Annotated in this window: 2 protein-coding genes; both read right to left on the bottom strand. The window is 77.3% G+C overall.

The window, feature by feature from the left end; all coding sequences use genetic code 11:
• Positions 1-15 precede the first annotated feature (15 nt).
• The gene (locus tag AC07A4_RS27290) at positions 16-6288 is read right to left on the bottom strand and encodes a type I polyketide synthase (RefSeq protein WP_478603214.1); all 6273 of its coding nucleotides are present in this window, start codon (positions 6286-6288) and stop codon (positions 16-18) included.
• Positions 6281-16537, bottom strand: a complete 10257-nt coding sequence (locus AC07A4_RS27285) for a type I polyketide synthase (RefSeq protein WP_478603668.1) — start codon at positions 16535-16537, stop codon at positions 6281-6283. The genes AC07A4_RS27290 and AC07A4_RS27285 overlap by 8 nt, the downstream gene beginning before the upstream one ends.
• Positions 16538-16630 lie beyond the last annotated feature (93 nt).

Below are 16630 nucleotides of genomic sequence, written 5' to 3'. Positions count from 1 at the left end.
GGTGCTGGGGGGTGGTCAGGGTGTGGTGGTGGTCGTGGGGTCGAGGACGGTGGCGAGCCAGTCGGTGACGGCCTGGGCCGTGGTGTCGACGTGCTCCTCCATGAGGGAGAAGTGGTCTCCGGGTACGTCGACGACCGTGTGCGCGGTCGGCCAGGTGGCCCGCCAGTCGCCCGCCGCGGGGTCCGGGTCGCCGAGCGGCCGCGAGGCGCGCACCAGGAGGGTGGGTGCCGTCACGGCGGGCGGCGTCCAGGTGTCGAGGAGACGGAAGTAGCGGCCCATGGCGGTCAGTCGGGTGCCGTCCATGGGGGCGGCCCGCTCCTCGCGCGCGAACATGCCGCCCACCAGTACGTCGTTGAACTGGGTCATCCCTTCGTTGTCCGAGAGGTACGTGTCGAGCAGCACGACCGCCGCCGGGCCCGCGCCCAGTTCCTCCAGGCGGGCCGCGACGCCGTGGGCGAGGGTGCCGCCGGAGGAGGAACCCATCAGGACGAGGGGCCGCTCGCCGAGTTCCGCGCGCAGCGTGCGGGCCTGGAAGTCGAGGAGCGCGGGCAGGTCGGCCGGTACGGGTTCGCCCGGCAGGAATCCGGGGGCCGCGAGGGCGCTGACGCCGTAGCGGTCGCGGAAGCGGGCGGCGAAGCGGGCGTACTGGTGGGCGCCGCCGAGCGCGACGACGGAGCCGAAGCAGACGAGTTCCGGCGCGCTGTCGTGGGTGCGCAGGCGCAGCAGTTCGGGCTTGGTGGCGGCGGCCAGGAGCTCGCTTCCGGTGCGGAAGTCGGGGCGCAGGGCGGCGGCGTTCTTCAGGAGGGCGATGCCCTCGTCGACCCGGCCCAGGGCGCAGGCCTGCCGGAAGAGGGTGCCGACGGGGTCCGTGGTCGCGGTGTCCTCGGGCGCCGGAGCGGCGGTGTCGGCCGCGTCCGCCGCCGCGAGTTCGGCGCGCAGCAGCTCCGCCAGGCGTGCCGGGGTCCCGCTGTCGAGCACCGCGGTGGGGCGCAGGCGCAGGCCGGTGCGCGCGGCGAGCCGGTTGCGCAGTTCGACCGCGGTGAGCGAGTCGAAGCCGACGGACAGGAACGCGTCGTCGGCGCGCAGCGCTTCGGCGGTGGTGTGGCCGAGGACGTCCGCGGCCTGGGTGCGCACGAGGTCCAGGAGGAGCCGCTCGCGCCCGGCCTCGTCCGCGGCCTCCAGGCGCTGGCGCAGCGGGGGGCCTTCGGCGGCGGCGCGGGGGGCGGCGGGCGGCTTGACCAGGGCGCGCAGCAGCGGGGGCGGGGTCTGGTCGCGGTAGGCGGCGAGGTCGAGGTGGACGGGCACGAAGACCGGGCCGCCCGCGCCCTTGGGCGCGCTGCTGTCGTCCAGGGCGAGCGCGCGGTCGAACAGCGCGACGCCGTCGTCCGCCGACAGGCCCCGCACACCGCCGCGCCGCATGCGCAGCAGGTCGGTGTCGGACAGGTCGGCGGTCAGGCCGCTGCGCCGCTCCCACAGGCCCCAGGCCAGCGAGGTGGCGGGCAGGCCCTGGCGGTGCCGGGCGGTCATGAGGGCGTCGAGCGCGGCGTTAGCGGCGGCGTAGGTGGACTGGCCGGGGCTGCCGAAGACGCCCGCGGCGGACGAGTAGACGACGAAGGCCGTCAGGTCCGCGTCCCGGGTGAGGTCGTGCAGATGCCGGGCGCCGTCGGCCTTCGGCCGCAGCACGGCGCTCAGCCGTGCGGCCGTCTGCGCCTCCAGGAGTCCGTCGTCGAGGACGCCCGCCGTGTGGACGACGGCCCGCAGCGGATGGGCCGCGGGAATGCTCGCCAAGGCCTCGGCGAGCGCGGCGCAGTCGGCCACGTCGCAGGCCGCGACGGTGACCTCCGCACCGGCCTGGCCGAGTTCGGCGGCCAGTTCGGCCGTGCCCGGCGCCTCGGCGCCCCTGCGGCCGAGGAGCAGCAGACGGCGTACGCCGTGCCGGGTGACGAGGTGGCGGGCGAGGATCCCCGCGAGGACGCCGCCCCCGCCGGTCACCAGGACGGTGCCGTCCGGGTCGAACGGCGCCGCGCCGCCGCCCGCCGGGGTCGCGGCGCGGGCGAGCCGGGGCGCGTACAGCTCCCCGCCGCGCAGCGCGAGCCGTGGCTCGTCGCAGGCGAGGACGGCGGGCAGGGCGGCGGCGGTGCCTTCGGGGTCGTCGGTGTCGAGCAGGACGAACCGGCCGGGGTGTTCGGCCTGGGCCGAGGACAGCAGCCCCCAGACGGCGGCGCCCGCCACGTCCACGGGCTCCGGTCCTGGACCCGCCGCGCCCCGGGTGAGGACGACCAGGGGCGCGGCGGGGCTGCCGCCGTCCGCGAGCCACGCCTTGACCTGGTCGAGGACGGCCGCCGCGGTGGTGTGCACGGCCTCGGGTGCCGCCTCGGGGCCGGTCGGCGGGCAGACCAGCAGCACGGCGGCAGAGTCCTTGGCACCCTCACCGGCCGCGGCGGCGAACTCCTCCGGCAGCAGCCGCGCGTCGCCCTCCCCCAGCACCGTCCACCGGCCGCCAGCGGGCGGCGGCGTGCCGGGGGTGGCCGTCTGGGCGTCGTTCGCCGGCGTGCCGGGTGCGGCCACCTGGGTCCAGTCCACGCGGTAGAGCGATCGTTCTACCGCGCGCAGTCCGGTGTACGAGGCCGTGCGCAGCGTCAACGAGCCGATGTCCGCGACGAGTCGGCCGTCCTCGCCGGTGACGCGCACGCTCACCGCGTCGGCGCCGTCGGGCCGCAGGGCGACGCGCAGGGTCCGTCCCGCGCCCGGGCCGAGCGTCACCTGGCTCCACGAGAACGGCAGCGGCACGCCCCGCGTGCCGTCGCCGTCGCCGTCGGTGGTGGCGGTGGCGGTGGTGGCGGTGCGCAGGCCGGTCGTCTGGAGGGCGGCGTCGAGGAGCGCCGGGTGCACGGCGAACGGGTCCGTCACGCCCTCGGGCAGAGTGACTTCGGCGAACAGGTCGTCGCCCCGGCCCCAGGCGGCGCGCAATCCCCGGAAGGCGGGGCCGTACTCCACGCCGCGTGCCTCCATGGCGCGGTAGAGGTCGTCGACGTCCAGTGGCCGCGCGCCGTCCGGCGGCCAGCTCTCCGGCCCGGTGGGCGCGGCCTGGTCCGGCGGGGTGGGGGCCAGGTGGCCGCTCGCGTGCGGGGTCCATGCCTCGTCCCCCGTGGCGGACTCGGGCCGGGAGTGGAAGGCGACCGCGCGCCGCCCCGCCTCCTCCAGGGGGCCCACGGCCAGCCGGAGTTGGACGGCCTCGTCGGTGGCGGGCAGCGTCAGCGGGGCGGCGAGGGTCAGCTCTTCGATCCGCGCACAGCGCAGGAGGCCGCCCGCGTGGGCCGCCATCTCCAGGAAGGCCACGCCGGGCAGCAGGACGGTGCCGGAGACGGCGTGGTCGGCGAGCCACGGGTGGGTGGCCACGGACAGCCTCCCGGTGAACAGGGCGCCGCCGTCGGGCAGGTCGACGGCGGCGCCGAGCAGCGGGTGGCGCGGGTCGCGCTGGCCGGTGGACGCGGGGTCGCCGCCGGGTGCGGGCGCGTCGAGCCAGTAGCGCCGCCGCTGGAAGGCGTACGTGGGCAGGTCGACGCGGCGGGCGCCGGTGCCCTCGAACGCGGGGAGCCAGTCGACGGGGAGCCCGGCCGCGTACGCCTCGCCCAGGGCGAGCAGCAGCCGCCTGGGGCCGCCGTCGTCGCGGCGCAGGGTGCCGATGACCTCCACGTCGTCGAGGCCGGCGTCGGCGGCGGTGTCCGCGATGCCGTAGGTGAGCGTGGGGTGGGGGCTGACCTCGACGAAGGTGCGGTGGCCCGCGTCGAGCAGCCGTCGCACGGCCGCGTGGAAGCGGACGGGTTCGCGCAGGTTGCGGAACCAGTACCCGGCGGTGAGGCGCTCTGCGGTCAGCCAGTCGGCGTCGACGGCGGACAGCAGCGGCACGGCGGGCGTGCGGGGCTCAAGGCCCGCGAGGGCGCTGTGCAGTTCCTCGCGCACGGCGTCGACGGCCCCGGAGTGCGAGGCGTAGGCGACCGGCATGTTCCAGGCCATGACATCCCGCTCCGACAGGTCCGCGACGAGGGCGCGGACGGCGTCGGCCGGGCCCGCGACGACCACGACGCGCGGGCCGTTGACCGCGGCGAGGGACACCTCACCGCCGCGCTCGGCGAGGATCCGCTCGGTCTCCTCGCCGGACAGCATCAGCGTGGCCATGCCGCCCCCGCCGGTGACTCCCGCGAGCGCGCGGCTGCGCAGGGCGGCGACGCGGGCGGCGTCCTCCAGGGTGAGGGCGCCCGCGACGCACGCGGCGGCGACCTCGCCCTGGCTGTGTCCGACGACGGCCGCGGGCTCGATGCCGTGGGCGCGCCACACGGCGGCGAGGGACACCATCACGGTGAACAGCGCGGGTTGTACGACGTCCACGCGGTCCAGGGACGGCGCCTCGGGCTCGCCGCGGAGCGCCGCGGTCAGCGACCAGTCGAGGTAGGGGGCGAAGGCGCGCTCGCAGTCGGCGACGCGCGCGGCGAACACCGGTGACGTATCGAGGAGTTCGGCGGCCATGCCGGGCCACTGGGCGCCGAGTCCGGGCAGGACGAACACCGCCTTGCGGCCGCCGCGCGGGGCACGCCCTGTGGCGCCGTCGGCGAGCAGTTCGCCGCGGGCGAGGGCGTCGAGGCCGTCGAGGAGTGCGGCGCGGTCGCGGCCCACGACGACGGCGCGGTCGGGGAACCGGGAGCGCCCGGTGGCCAGGGACAGGCCGATGTCGGCCGGGCGCGGCGCCGGGTCGGCCAGGACGTGGGCGTACAGGGCGGCGGCCTGCCCGCGCAGCGCGGCCTGCCCCTTGGCGGACAGGGGCCAGGCGACGGGGCCGTCGTGAGGCGTGGCCGGGGCGCTGGCGGGCTCGTCCTCGGGCGCCTGTTCCAGGACGACGTGGGCGTTGGTGCCGCTGGCGCCGAAGGAGGAGACGCCCGCGCGGCGCGGGCGGCCGGTGGCGGGCCAGGGCGTCGCGGCGGTGAGCAGGGACACGGCGCCCTCGCTCCAGTCGACCTGCTCGGTGGGCCGGTCGACGTGGAGCGAGCGCGGCAGCAGGCCGTGGCGCAGCGCGAGGACCGTCTTGATCATCCCGCCGACGCCCGCGGCGGCCTGCGTGTGGGTGAGGTTCGACTTCAGGGAGCCCACCCACAACGGCCGCCCCGGGTCGCGTTGTTGGCCGTACGTGGCGAGCAGGGCCTGCGCCTCGATGGGGTCGCCGAGCACGGTGCCGGTGCCGTGCGCCTCGACGGCGTCGACGTCGGCCGGGGCGAGTCCGGCGCTGCCCAGGGCCTGGCGGATGACGCGCTCCTGGGCGGGCCCGTTGGGCGCGGTCATGCCGTTGCTGGCGCCGTCCTGGTTGACGGCGGAACCGCGGATCACGGCGAGCACCGGATGGCCTTGGCGGCGGGCGTCCGACAGGCGCTCGAGCAGGAGCATGCCCGCGCCTTCGCCGAAGCCCGCGCCGTCGGCGGCCGCCGCGAACGACTTGGAGCGGCCGTCGGGCGCGAGGCCCCGCTGCCTGCTGAAGCCCACGTAGAAGCCGGGCGTCGCCATCACGGTCACGCCGCCCGCGAGGGCCAGTTCGGCGTCGCCCGCCCGCAGGGCCTGGCAGGCCAGGTGGACGGCGACGAGCGAGGAGGAGCAGGCGGTGTCGAGGGTGACGGCGGGCCCCTGGAGGCCGAGGGTGTAGGCGACGCGCCCGGAGGCGACGCTGGCGATGGAGCCGGTGCCGAGGAAGCCTTCGAGGTCCTCGGGCACGCTGCTGAGGCGGGAGCCGTACTCGCTGTAGATGACGCCCGCGTACACGCCGGTGCGGCTGCCCTTGAGGGTGTGCGGGTCGATGCCCGCGCGTTCGACCGCCTCCCAGGAGGTTTCGAGGAGGAGGCGCTGCTGCGGGTCCATGGCGAGGGCCTCGCGCGGCGAGATCCCGAAGAAGCCGGGGTCGAAGGCGCAGGCGTCGTGCAGGAAGCCGCCTTCGCGGGTGTACGAGGTGCCGGGCGCGTCCGGGTCGTCGGCGTACACGCCTTCCAGGTCCCAGCCGCGGTCGGTGGGGAAGCCGGTGACGGCGTCGCGTTCCTTGACGAGCAGCTCCCACAGGTCTTCGGGGGAGCTGACGCCGCCGGGGAAGCGGCAGCTCATCGCCACCACGGCGATCGGCTCGCGGGCCTCGTCGGCGAGTCTGCGGTTCTCCCGCCGCAGGTGCTGGTTGTCGAGGAGGGAGGCCCTGAGGGCCTCGACGACCTGGTCCGTGGACATGTTGTTCCCTTCTTCCCGCGCCGGATCAGGCACGCTCGCCACCGCCCAGCGCCATGCGCACGAGGGCGTCCACTTCCATCTCCCTGATCGCGGCGGGGTCGTCCGCCGGGGCCGCCGCCCCGCTCGTCCCGCCGCGCGTGCCGTCGCCGCCGGTCCCGGTCAGGCGCAGTACGGAGTCCAGGAGTCCGGCCTCGCGCAGCCGGGCCACCGGCACGGCGGCCAGGCGCCGTTGGAGCTCGCGGTCGCCGTCCGGGGGTACGGGGGCCGCGGGCTCGGTGGCCGGGGCGAGGCGCGCGGTGACGTAGGCGGCCGCGGCGGCGGGGGTCGGGTGGTCGAAGACGAGGGTGGCGGGCAGGCGAAGACCGGTCGCCGCGTTGAGGCGGTTGCGCAGGTCCACGGCGGTCAGGGAGTCGAAGCCGAGGTCCTTGAAGGCCTGTTCCGGGTCGATGGCGTCGGGGCCGCCGTGGCCGAGGACGTCGGCGACGCGGGCCCGTACCAGCTCCTCGATCCGCTCGTGGCGCTCCTCGGCGCCGAGCGCGGCCAGGCGCTCGCGCAGCGACGCGGCCTGTCCGGCGTCGGCGCCCGCGGCGGTGGGCCGGGCGCCGCGCACGAGGCCGCGAAGGAGCGGCGGCACGGCGCCGTTCGCGGCGCCCGCGCGGAGCCTGGCGGTGTCGAGGCGTACGGGCACGAGGGCGGCGTCGTCGCGGCGCAGCGCGGCGTCGAACAGCGCCAGGCCCTCGCTGTCGGAGAGCGCGGCGACACCGCCGCGGGCCATCCGCCGCAGGCCCGTGCCGTCCAGGGCGGAGGTCATGTCGCTGCGCTGTTCCCACAGGCCCCAGGCGAGGGACTGCGCGGGCAGGCCCTCGCCGCGGCGGTGGTGGGCCAGGGCGTCCAGGAAGGCGTTGGCGGCCGCGTAGTTGGCCTGTCCCGCGTTGCCGATGACGCCCGCCGCGGAGGAGAACAGGACGAACGCGGCGAGCGGCAGGCCGCGGGTGGCCTCGTGCAGGGCGAGGGCCGCGTCGGCCTTGGGCCGCAGGACGCGGTCGAGGCGCTCGTGCGTGAGCGAGGCGAGAACGCCGTCGTCGAGGACGCCCGCCGCGTGTACGACGGCCGTCAGGGGGTGCCCGGCGGGCACGCCCGCGATCAGTGCGGCGACGGCGGACGGGTCGGCCACGTCGCAGGCCGCGAACTCCGCTTCGGCGCCGAGGTCCCTGAGGTCGGCGAGGAGCGCGTCGGCCCCGGGCGCGGCCGCTCCGCGCCGCCCGGCCAGGAGCAGGCGGCGGGCGCCGTGGCGGGCGGCGAGGTGCCGGGCGACGAGCCCGCCGAGGACCCCGCCCGCGCCGGTGACCAGGACGGTGCCGTCCGGGTCGAGTGGTACGAGGGCCCCTTCGGGGCGGTCGGCTCCGGCGGCCTCCCCGGCGCCCTCGGATGCGGGGACCCGGGCGAGGCGGGAGGCGAGCAACCGCCCTTCACGGACCGCTAGTTGGGGTTCGCCGAGGTCGAGGGCGCCCGGCAGCAGGGAGAACAGGGAGCTGCCGCCGTCCTCGTCATCGGCATCGGCATCGGCATCGGCCAGGACGAAGCGGTCGGGGTGTTCGGACTGGGCGGAGCGCACCAGGCCGCGCGCCGCCGCGGCCGCCAGGTCGCGCACCGCGTCGTCGGGCCCCGTGCGCACCGCGCCGCGCGTGACGAACACCAGGCGGGCGTCGGCGAACCGGTCGTCGGCGAGCCAGGCCTGGAGCAGGTCGAGCGTGGAGTGAGTCAGGGCGCGTACGGCGTGTGCGTCGCCCCCGCCCGTGCTGTCCTCGTCGGCCGATGCGCACTCTGAGAGGACCACGTCGGGCACGGGTGCCCCCTGGTCGACGGCCGCGGCCAGGGCCGCGAAGTCGGGGTAGGTGTCGGGCAGGGGCGCGGCGGAGCCGAGGGCCGCCCAGCGGACGGGCGGCGTGGGCGCGCTGGCCACGGCGGGCAGGGGCGTCCACTCCAGGCGGTACAGCGAGTCGGCCGCGGCCGGGGTGGTGGCGGCGCGCAGGGCGGCGACATCGACGGGGCGGACGGCGAGGCCGGACACCGTCGCCACCGGGCGGCCGGAGGGGTCGCTCGCGCTGAGGGCCACGGCGCCCTGGGCGTCCTGGGAGAGGCGGACGCGCAGCGCGGTGGCACCGGCGGCGTGCAGGGTCACGCCGGTCCAGGCGAACGGCAGCCGCGCGGTGCCCGGCGCGAGGTCGGGGCCACGGGTGCCGGGGGCGAGCCACAGGCCTTGCAGGGCGGCGTCGAGCAGGGCGGGGTGGAGGCCGAAGGCGGCGGCCGCGGCGTGCTGTTCCTGGTCGAGGCGGACCTCGGTGTACAGGTCGCCGCCGTGCCGCCAGGCGGCGCGCAGCCCTTGGAAGGCCGGGCCGTAGCCGTACCCGGACGCGGCGAAGCGCTCGTAGAGGTCACCGACGTCGACCGGTTCGGCGCCCGCCGGGGGCCAGCTCGCGGTGTCCGCCTCCGGTGCCGCCGCGGCCGTCTCGGCCAGCACGCCGGTGGCGTGGGCCGTCCAGGGCGCGTCGGCGGCGTCCTCCGGGCGGGAGTGCACGTCCACGGTGCGGCGGCCCTCGGCGTCCGGGGCGCCGACCCGCACCTGGAGGCGTACGCCGCCGCTGTCGGGCAGCAAGAGCGGTGCCTGGAGGGTGAGTTCCTCCACGGCGCGACAGCCCGCCTCGTCGCCCGCGCGGACGGCGAGGTCGACGAACGCGGCGCCGGGCAGCAGCACGACGTCCGACACGGCGTGGTCGGCGAGCCAGGGGTGGGTGCGCGTCGAGAGGCGCCCGCTGAGGAGGATCTCGCCGCTGTCGGCGACGTCGAAGGACGCGCCCAGGAGGGGGTGCCCGGTGGCGCCGAGGCCCGCGGCCGTGACGTCGCCGCCGGTCCCCTGGGCCGGCAGCGCCCAATAGGCCTGGTGCTGGAAGGCGTACGTGGGCAGGTCGACGCGGCGGGCTGCGGTGCCCGCGAACAGCGGCGACCAGTCGACGGGGGCGCCGTGCGCCCAGGCCGTGCCGAGGGACGCGAGGACGCGTTCCATGCCGCCCTCGTCGCGCCGCAGCGTGCCGAGCACGGCCGCGTCGGCGCCCGCCGCCTCCAGGGTCTCCTCGACGGCGAGGGTGAGGACAGGGTGCGGGCTCACCTCGATGAACGTGCGGTGGCCCGCTGCCGCGACGGCGCGCACGGCGGACTCGAAGCCCACGGTGCGGCGGAGGTTGGCGTACCAGTAGCGGGCGTCCATCGTGGCCGTGTCCAGCCAGTCGCCGGTCACCGTGGAGTACAGCGGGATGTCGCTCGCGGTGGGCTCGATGTCCTTCAGGGCGGTGGTCAGTTCGGCTTCGAGGGCTTCCATGTGGGCGGAGTGGGAGGCGTAGTCGACGTCGACGCGCCGGGCCCGTACCCCGTCGGTGTCACACGCCGCTACGAGTTCGTCCAGGGCGTCCGCGTCGCCGGAGACGACCACGGCCGAGGGGCCGTTGACGGCGGCGAGGGCGAGGCGGCCGCCCCAGGGGGCGATCCGTTCGGCGGCGCGGCCTCGCGGCAGCGCGAGCGACACCATGCCGCCGTCTCCGGCGACGCGGGCGATGGCGCGGCTGCGCAGGGCGACGGTCTTCGCGCCGTCCGCCAAGGTCAGCGCTCCGGCGACCACGGCGGCGGCGATCTCGCCCTGGGAGTGGCCGACGACGGCGTCGGGGACGACGCCGTACGCGCGCCACAGCCGCGCCAGCGACACCATGACGGCGAACAGGACCGGTTGCACCACGTCGACGCGGTCCAGGCCGGTGCCGTCGCGCACGACGTCGAGCGGGGACCAGTCGACGTGCGGGGCGAGCGCGTGTGCGCAGGCGCGCATGGCGTCCGCGAACTCCGGTGATTCGTCCAGGAGTTGGCGGGCCATTCCGGTCCACTGCGAGCCCTGTCCGGGGAACACCAGGACGGTGCGGGCCTCGGTGTCGGCGATGCCGCCGATGGCCGGGGTGGCGCCCGCCGTCCACTCCTTCAGGGCGGTCAGGAGCCGGTCCCGGTCACCGACGAGGGCGGCCCGGTGGGTGAAGGCGGTCCGCCCGGTGAGGGAGAGGGCCACGTCGGCCGCGTCCGGCGCGTCCGGGCGGGCCAGGTCCGTGAGCAGGCGGTCCGCCTGGGCGCGCAGGGCCTCCGGGGACCGGGCGGAGAGCAGCCAGGGCAGGGCGCGCGGCGGCTCGGAGCCGCGCGGGGCGGGTTCCGGTTCGGCGGAGACGGGGGCCTGTTCCAGGATGACGTGGGCGTTGGTGCCGCTGAGGCCGAAGGAGGAGACGCCCGCGCGGCGCGGCCGCCCCGTGTCCGGCCAGGGCGTGGCCTCGGCGGCGAGGGCGACGGCACCCCGGGTCCAGTCCACGTGGGTGCTGGGCCGGTCGGCGTGCAAGGTGGCGGGGACGGTGGCGCGGGACAGCGCGAGGACCGTCTTCATGACGCCCGCGACGCCCGAAAGCGCCTGGGTGTGGCCGATGTTGGACTTCAGTGAGCCGATCAGGAGCGGCCGCTGGGCGGCCCTGTCCTGGCCGTAGGTGGCGAGGAGCGCCTGGGCCTCGATGGGGTCGCCGAGGGTGGTGCCGGTGCCGTGGGCCTCCACCACGTCGACGTCGGCGGGGCCGAGCCCGGCGTCGGCGAGCGCGGCGCGGATGACGCGCTGCTGGCTGGGCCCGTTCGGCGCCGAGAGGCCGTTGCTGGCGCCGTCCTGGTTGACGGCGGAGCCGCGCAGGACGGCGAGCACGGGGTGGCCCTCGCGGCGGGCGTCGGACAGGCGCTCGACGAGCAGCACACCGGCGCCCTCGGCCATGCCCATGCCGTCGGCGCCGTCGGAGAACGCCTTGCACCGGCCGTCGGCGGCCAGGCCGCGCTGGCGCGAGAAGCTGATGAGGGCGCCGGGCGTCGCCATCACCGCGACGCCGCCGACCAGGGCGAGGGAGCAGTCCCCCGCGCGCAGCGCGCGGGCGGCCAGGTGCAGGGCGACCAGGGACGAGGAGCAGGCGGTGTCGACGGTGACGGCGGGGCCCTCCAGGCCGAGGGTGTAGGCGACGCGCCCGGAGACGACGCTGGGCGCGCTCCCGGTGAGCGCGTGGCCCTCGCCCTCGGTGGAGCGGGCCACGGCGGCGCCGTAGTCGCTGTAGTTGACGCCGGTGAACACGCCGGTGCGGCTGCCGCGCAGGGCCTCGGGGTCGAGGCCCGCGCGTTCGACGGCCTCCCAGGAGGTTTCGAGGAGGAGGCGCTGCTGCGGGTCCATGGCGAGGGCCTCGCGGGGGGAGATGCCGAAGAAGGCGGCGTCGAAGTCGGCGGCGTCGTGCAGGAATCCGCCGTGCCGGGTGGTGGAGGTGCCCGGGTGTTCCGGGTCGGGGTCGTAGAGCGCGTCGAGGTCCCAGCCGCGCCCGGCGGGGAAGCCGGTGACGGCGTCGCCCCGGTCGGCGAGCAGCCGCCAGAGCTCTTCGGGGGTGGTGACGCCGCCGGGCAGGCGGCAGCCCATGGAGACGATGGCGAGGGGCTCGTCGGCGGCTCCCCGGCGGGGCTCCGCCGCGACGGGCCCCCGCTCGTCGACCGTGCCGAGCAGGCATGTCTCCAGGTGGTCGGCGAGGGCGGTGGCCGAGGGGTGGTCGAAGACGAGGGTCGACGGCAGCCGCAGTCCGGTCGCCTTGTTCAGGCGGTTGCGGAGTTCGACGGCGGTGAGGGACGCGAAGCCGAGCTCCTGGAACGCCTTCGCGGGCGGTACGGCGTCGGCGGACTCGTGGCCGAGCACGGCCGCCGCGTGGCCGCGGACGAGGCCGAGGAGGAGCCGGGTGCGCTCGGCGGGCCGCCGCAGCGCGGTCAGGCTCCGCCGCAGTTCGGTAGCGGCGGGCGCGTCGCCTTCGTCCCGGCCCTCCAGGGCGCGCCGGGCTTCGGGGAGTTCCCGCAGCAGCGGGCTGGGGCGGCTCGAGGTGAACACGGGGGCGAACTGCTCCCAGTCGACGTCGGCGACCGTCAGAAGCGTCGCGTCGTCGTCGAGGACCTCCTGGAGCGCGGCGAGGGCCCGCTCGGCGTCGATGCGGGGCAGGCCGTGCTCTTCGAGGTTGAACAGACCGGCGTCGGCGGCATCGGCGGGCGGCGCCCACGGGTTCTCGGCCCGCCAGATGCCCCAGTCGACGGTGGTCGCGGCCAGGCCCCGGCCGCGCCGGTGCTGGGCGAGGGCGTCGAGGTGGGCGTTGGCCGCGCTGTACGCGCCGTGGTCGCCGCTGCCCCAGACCCCGGCGATCGACGAGAACAGCACGAACGCGTCGAGGTCGCGGTCGAGCAGCGCGTCGAGGTGCGCCGCGCCCGCTGCCTTGGCGGCGACGACCCGCTCGTACGCCTCCACGGGAATCGTGTCCAGCGGGGCGAGCGCGATGTAGGCGGCGGCGTGCACGACGGCGGTGACGGGCGTGCCGTCCGCGTCGAGCCCGGCCAGGAGCCGCGCGACCTGCTCGCGGTCGGTGAGGTCGCACACGGGCAGCGCGAGGGTGGTGCCGTGCGCGGCGAGTTCCGCGCGGAGCGCGTCGGCGCCGGGCACGTCGTGGCCGCGCCGTCCGGGCAGGACGAGGTGTGCGGCGCCGCCGCGGGCCAGCCAGCGGGCCAGGTGCGGGCCGAGTGCCCCGGTGCCGCCGGTCAGCAGGACGGTGCCGCGCGGCTTCCAGGTGCGGCCGGGGCGGGTGGTGCGGGGCGCGCGGACCAGGCGGCGGGCGAACAGGCCGGTGGCGCGCACCGCCAGCTGGTCCTCGCCGCCGGTGCCGCCGAGCGCGGCGCACAGCCGTTCCCCCGCGCGGGCGTCGAGCGTCTCGGGCAGGTCCACCAGGCCGCCCCAGCGCTTGGGGTGTTCGAGCGCGGCGACCATGCCGGTCCCCCACACCTGCGCCTGCGCGGGCGCGGTGAGCCGCTCACCCGCTCCCGTGGACACCGCGCCGCGCGTGGCGCACCACAGGGGGGCGGTGACGCCCAGGTCGCCGAGCGCCTGGACGAGCGCGAGCGTGAGGGCCGTGCCGGTGGGCAGGGCCGGGTGCCTGGGGTGCGGGTCGTCCGCGAGGCCGAGCAGCGACAGGACACCGGTGAGGGGGCGGCCGCCGGTCGCGGCGGTGACGGTGGCGGCGAGGCGTTCGCGGTCGGCGACGGGTCCTTCGGTGTCGGAAGCGGGGCCGTCGGCCCGCGCCGTCAGCACCCGCGCCCCGTGCGCGCGCAGCGCCCGTACGCACTCTCCTGCCGTCGCGCTCTCCTCGTGGCCTTCGGGTACGAGCACCAGCCACGTCCCGGCGAGGGCGGGGGCCGCCGGGTCGGGGACGGGATGCCAGTCGACGCGGTAGCGCCAGGCGTCGGCCGTGGCGGTGGCGTGCTGGCGGCGGCGCCAGCCGTCCAGGGCGGGCAGGACGTCGCGCAGGGGTGCGGTGTCGACGGCGAGGGCGTCGGCGGCCTCCGTCACGTCGCCGCGGGCGACCAGGTCCCAGAACGCGGCGTCGGCGCCGGTGGCGGACGCCTCCGTGGCGGGGGGCGTGAGCCAGTGGCGGCGCGCCTGGAACGGATAGGTGGGCAGGTCGACGCGGCGGGCGCCCGCGCCTTCGTACACCCTGGTCCAGTCGAGGGGCACGCCGCGCGTCCACAGCGCGGCGGCGGAGGTGAGGGCGCGGCGCACCCCGCCCTCGTCGCGGCGCAGGGTGCCGGTGACGACGGGCTCGGTGAGGCCCGCGGCCTCGGCGGTGTCCTGGACGGGGGAGGTGAGCACGGGGTGCGGGGACACTTCGAGGAAGACGCCGTGGCCCTGCTCGGCGAGGGCGCGCACGGCGGTCTCGAAGCGCACGGTGCGGCGCAGGTTGCGGTACCAGTACGCGGCGTCCATGGCCGTGGTGTCGAGCCGCTGCCCGGTGACGGTGGAGAACAGCGGGACGCGGGACGCGACCGGTGTGATGTCGTCGAGGGCGGCGGTGATCTCGTGTTCGAGGCGTTCGACGTGCGCGGAGTGCGAGGCGTAGTCGACGGGGATCGTGCGGGCGCGCACGCCGTCGGCCTCGCAGGCCTCGGTGAGTGCGGCGAGGGCCGCCGCGTCCCCGGAGACCACCACGGACGCGGGGCCGTTGACGGCGGCGACCGCCAGGCGCCCCGCCCAGGGGGCGGTCAGTTCCTCGGCGCGCTCGCGGGACGCGGCGAGCGAGACCATGCCGCCGTCGCCCGCGAGCGCGGCGATGGCGCGGCTGCGCAGGGCGACGACCTTCGCGCCGTCCGCGAGGGACAGCGCGCCCGCGACCACCGCCGCCGCGATCTCTCCCTGCGAGTGCCCCACGACCGCGTCCGGTTCGACGCCCCAGGAGCGCCACAGGGCGGCCAGCGACACCATCACCGCGAACAGGGCGGGCTGGACCACGTCGACGCGGTCCAGGGAGGCCGCCCCGGGCGCTCCGCGCACGACGTCGCGCAGCGACCAGTCCACGTGCCCGGCCAGAGCGTCCTCGCAGGCGGCGAGGGTACGGGCGAACTCCGGTGCGGTGTCGAGGAGTTCGCGGCCCATGCCGGACCACTGCGCGCCCTGCCCGGGGAAGACGAAGGCGACGCGGCCGGGCGCGGGCTCGGCGACGCCGGTGACGGCGCTCGCCGCGCTCGCGGCGCCTTCCGGGTCGCGGACCAGCTCGTCGAGCGCGGCGAGGAGTTCGCTGCGGTCGGCGGCGGTGACGGCGGCGCGGTGCGCGAAGGCCGTACGCGTGGTGGCGAGCGAGTAGCCGATGTCGGCGGGGCGGGCTTGCGGGTCGGCCGCGACGCGGGCCTTGAGGCGCAGGGCCTGGTCGCGCAGGGCGGCGGCGGTGCGCCCGGACAGCACGCACGGCACGGCGTTCGGGGCGGCGTCCGCGGCCTCGGGCGCGGGCGCCTGCTCCGGGAGTGGCGGTGCCTGTTCCAGGATGACGTGCGCGTTGGTGCCGCTCATGCCGAAGGAGGAGACGCCCGCGCGGCGCGGCCGCCCGGTGTCGGGCCACTGCCTGGCCTCGGTCAGGAGCGCGACGGCGCCCTCGCTCCAGTCGACGTGCGGGGTCGGCTCGGTGATGTGCAGGGAGCGGGGCAGCAGCCCGTGGCGCAGGGCGAGGACGGTCTTGATGACGCCCGCGACGCCCGCGGCGGCCTGGGTGTGGCCGATGTTCGACTTCAACGAGCCGAGCCACAGCGGCCGTTCACCGGACCGCCCGCCGGGCCGCTCGCGGCCGTACGTGGCGAGCAGCGCGTCGGCTTCGATGGGGTCGCCGAGGGTGGTGCCGGTGCCGTGCGCCTCGACGGCGTCGACGTCGTCCGGGTTGAGGCCCGCGTCGGCGAGCGCCGCCTGGATGACGCGCTGCTGGCTCGGCCCGTTGGGCGCGGTGAGGCCGTTGCTGGCGCCGTCCTGGTTGACGGCGGAGCCGCGCAGGACCGCGAGCACGGGGTGGCCGTTGCGGCGGGCGTCGGACAGCCGCTCCAGGAGCAGCATGCCGACGCCTTCGCCCCAGCCGGTGCCGTCGGCGGACGCGGAGAACGGCTTGCAGCGGCCGTCGGCGGCCATGGCGCCCTGGCGGCTGAACTCGGTGAACACCGAGGGCCGCGCCATCACGGTGACGCCGCCCGCGAGGGCGAGGGCGCACTCTTCGGCGCGCAGGGCCCGCGCCGCCTGGTGCAGGGCGACGAGCGACGCCGAGCAGGCGGTGTCGACGGTGACGGCCGGGCCCTCGAGGCCGAGGGCGTAGGCGACGCGGCCCGACATGACGCTCATCGAGTTGCCGGTCATCAAGAAGCCCTGGACGGTCTCGGGGGCGCCGGTGCCGAGCTGGCCGTAGCCCTGGTCGATGGCCGCGGTGAACACGCCGGTGCGGCTGGCGCGCAGCGCCGCCGGGTCGATGCCCGCGCGTTCGATCGCCTCCCAGGCGGCCTGGAGCAGCAGCCGCTGCTGCGGGTCCATCGCGAGGGCCTCGTGCGGGGACACCGCGAAGAACTCGGCGTCGAAGTCGGCGGCGCCGTCGATGAAGGCGCCCCGGCAGGGCACGCCGCCCGCGCTGAGCCGCGCGGTGTCCCAGCCCCGGTCGCCGGGCACGCCGGTGACGGTGTCGCGGCCCTCGGCCAGGAGCCGCCACAGCTCTTCGGGGGTGCGGACGCCGCCGGGGAACCGGCAGCTCATGGAGACGACGGCGATCGGCTCCCGGCTCTTGGACTCGGCCTCGCGCAGCCGTCGGCGGGTGTCGCGCAGGTCGATGGTGACGCGGTTGAGGTAGTCGCGCAGCTTCTGCTCGCCGGTGGGCGCGCTCGGCTGCCGCTCGGGGGTGGGCGCGCTCATCGGGCCCCTCCGTGGGTGCGTCGGGACGGCGCGGTCGGG

It is taken from the genome of Streptomyces sp. NPDC043996, assembly GCF_056435225.1.
Note: the sequence above shows the minus strand (reverse complement) of the source record. Positions and strands in the feature narration are given on the sequence as shown.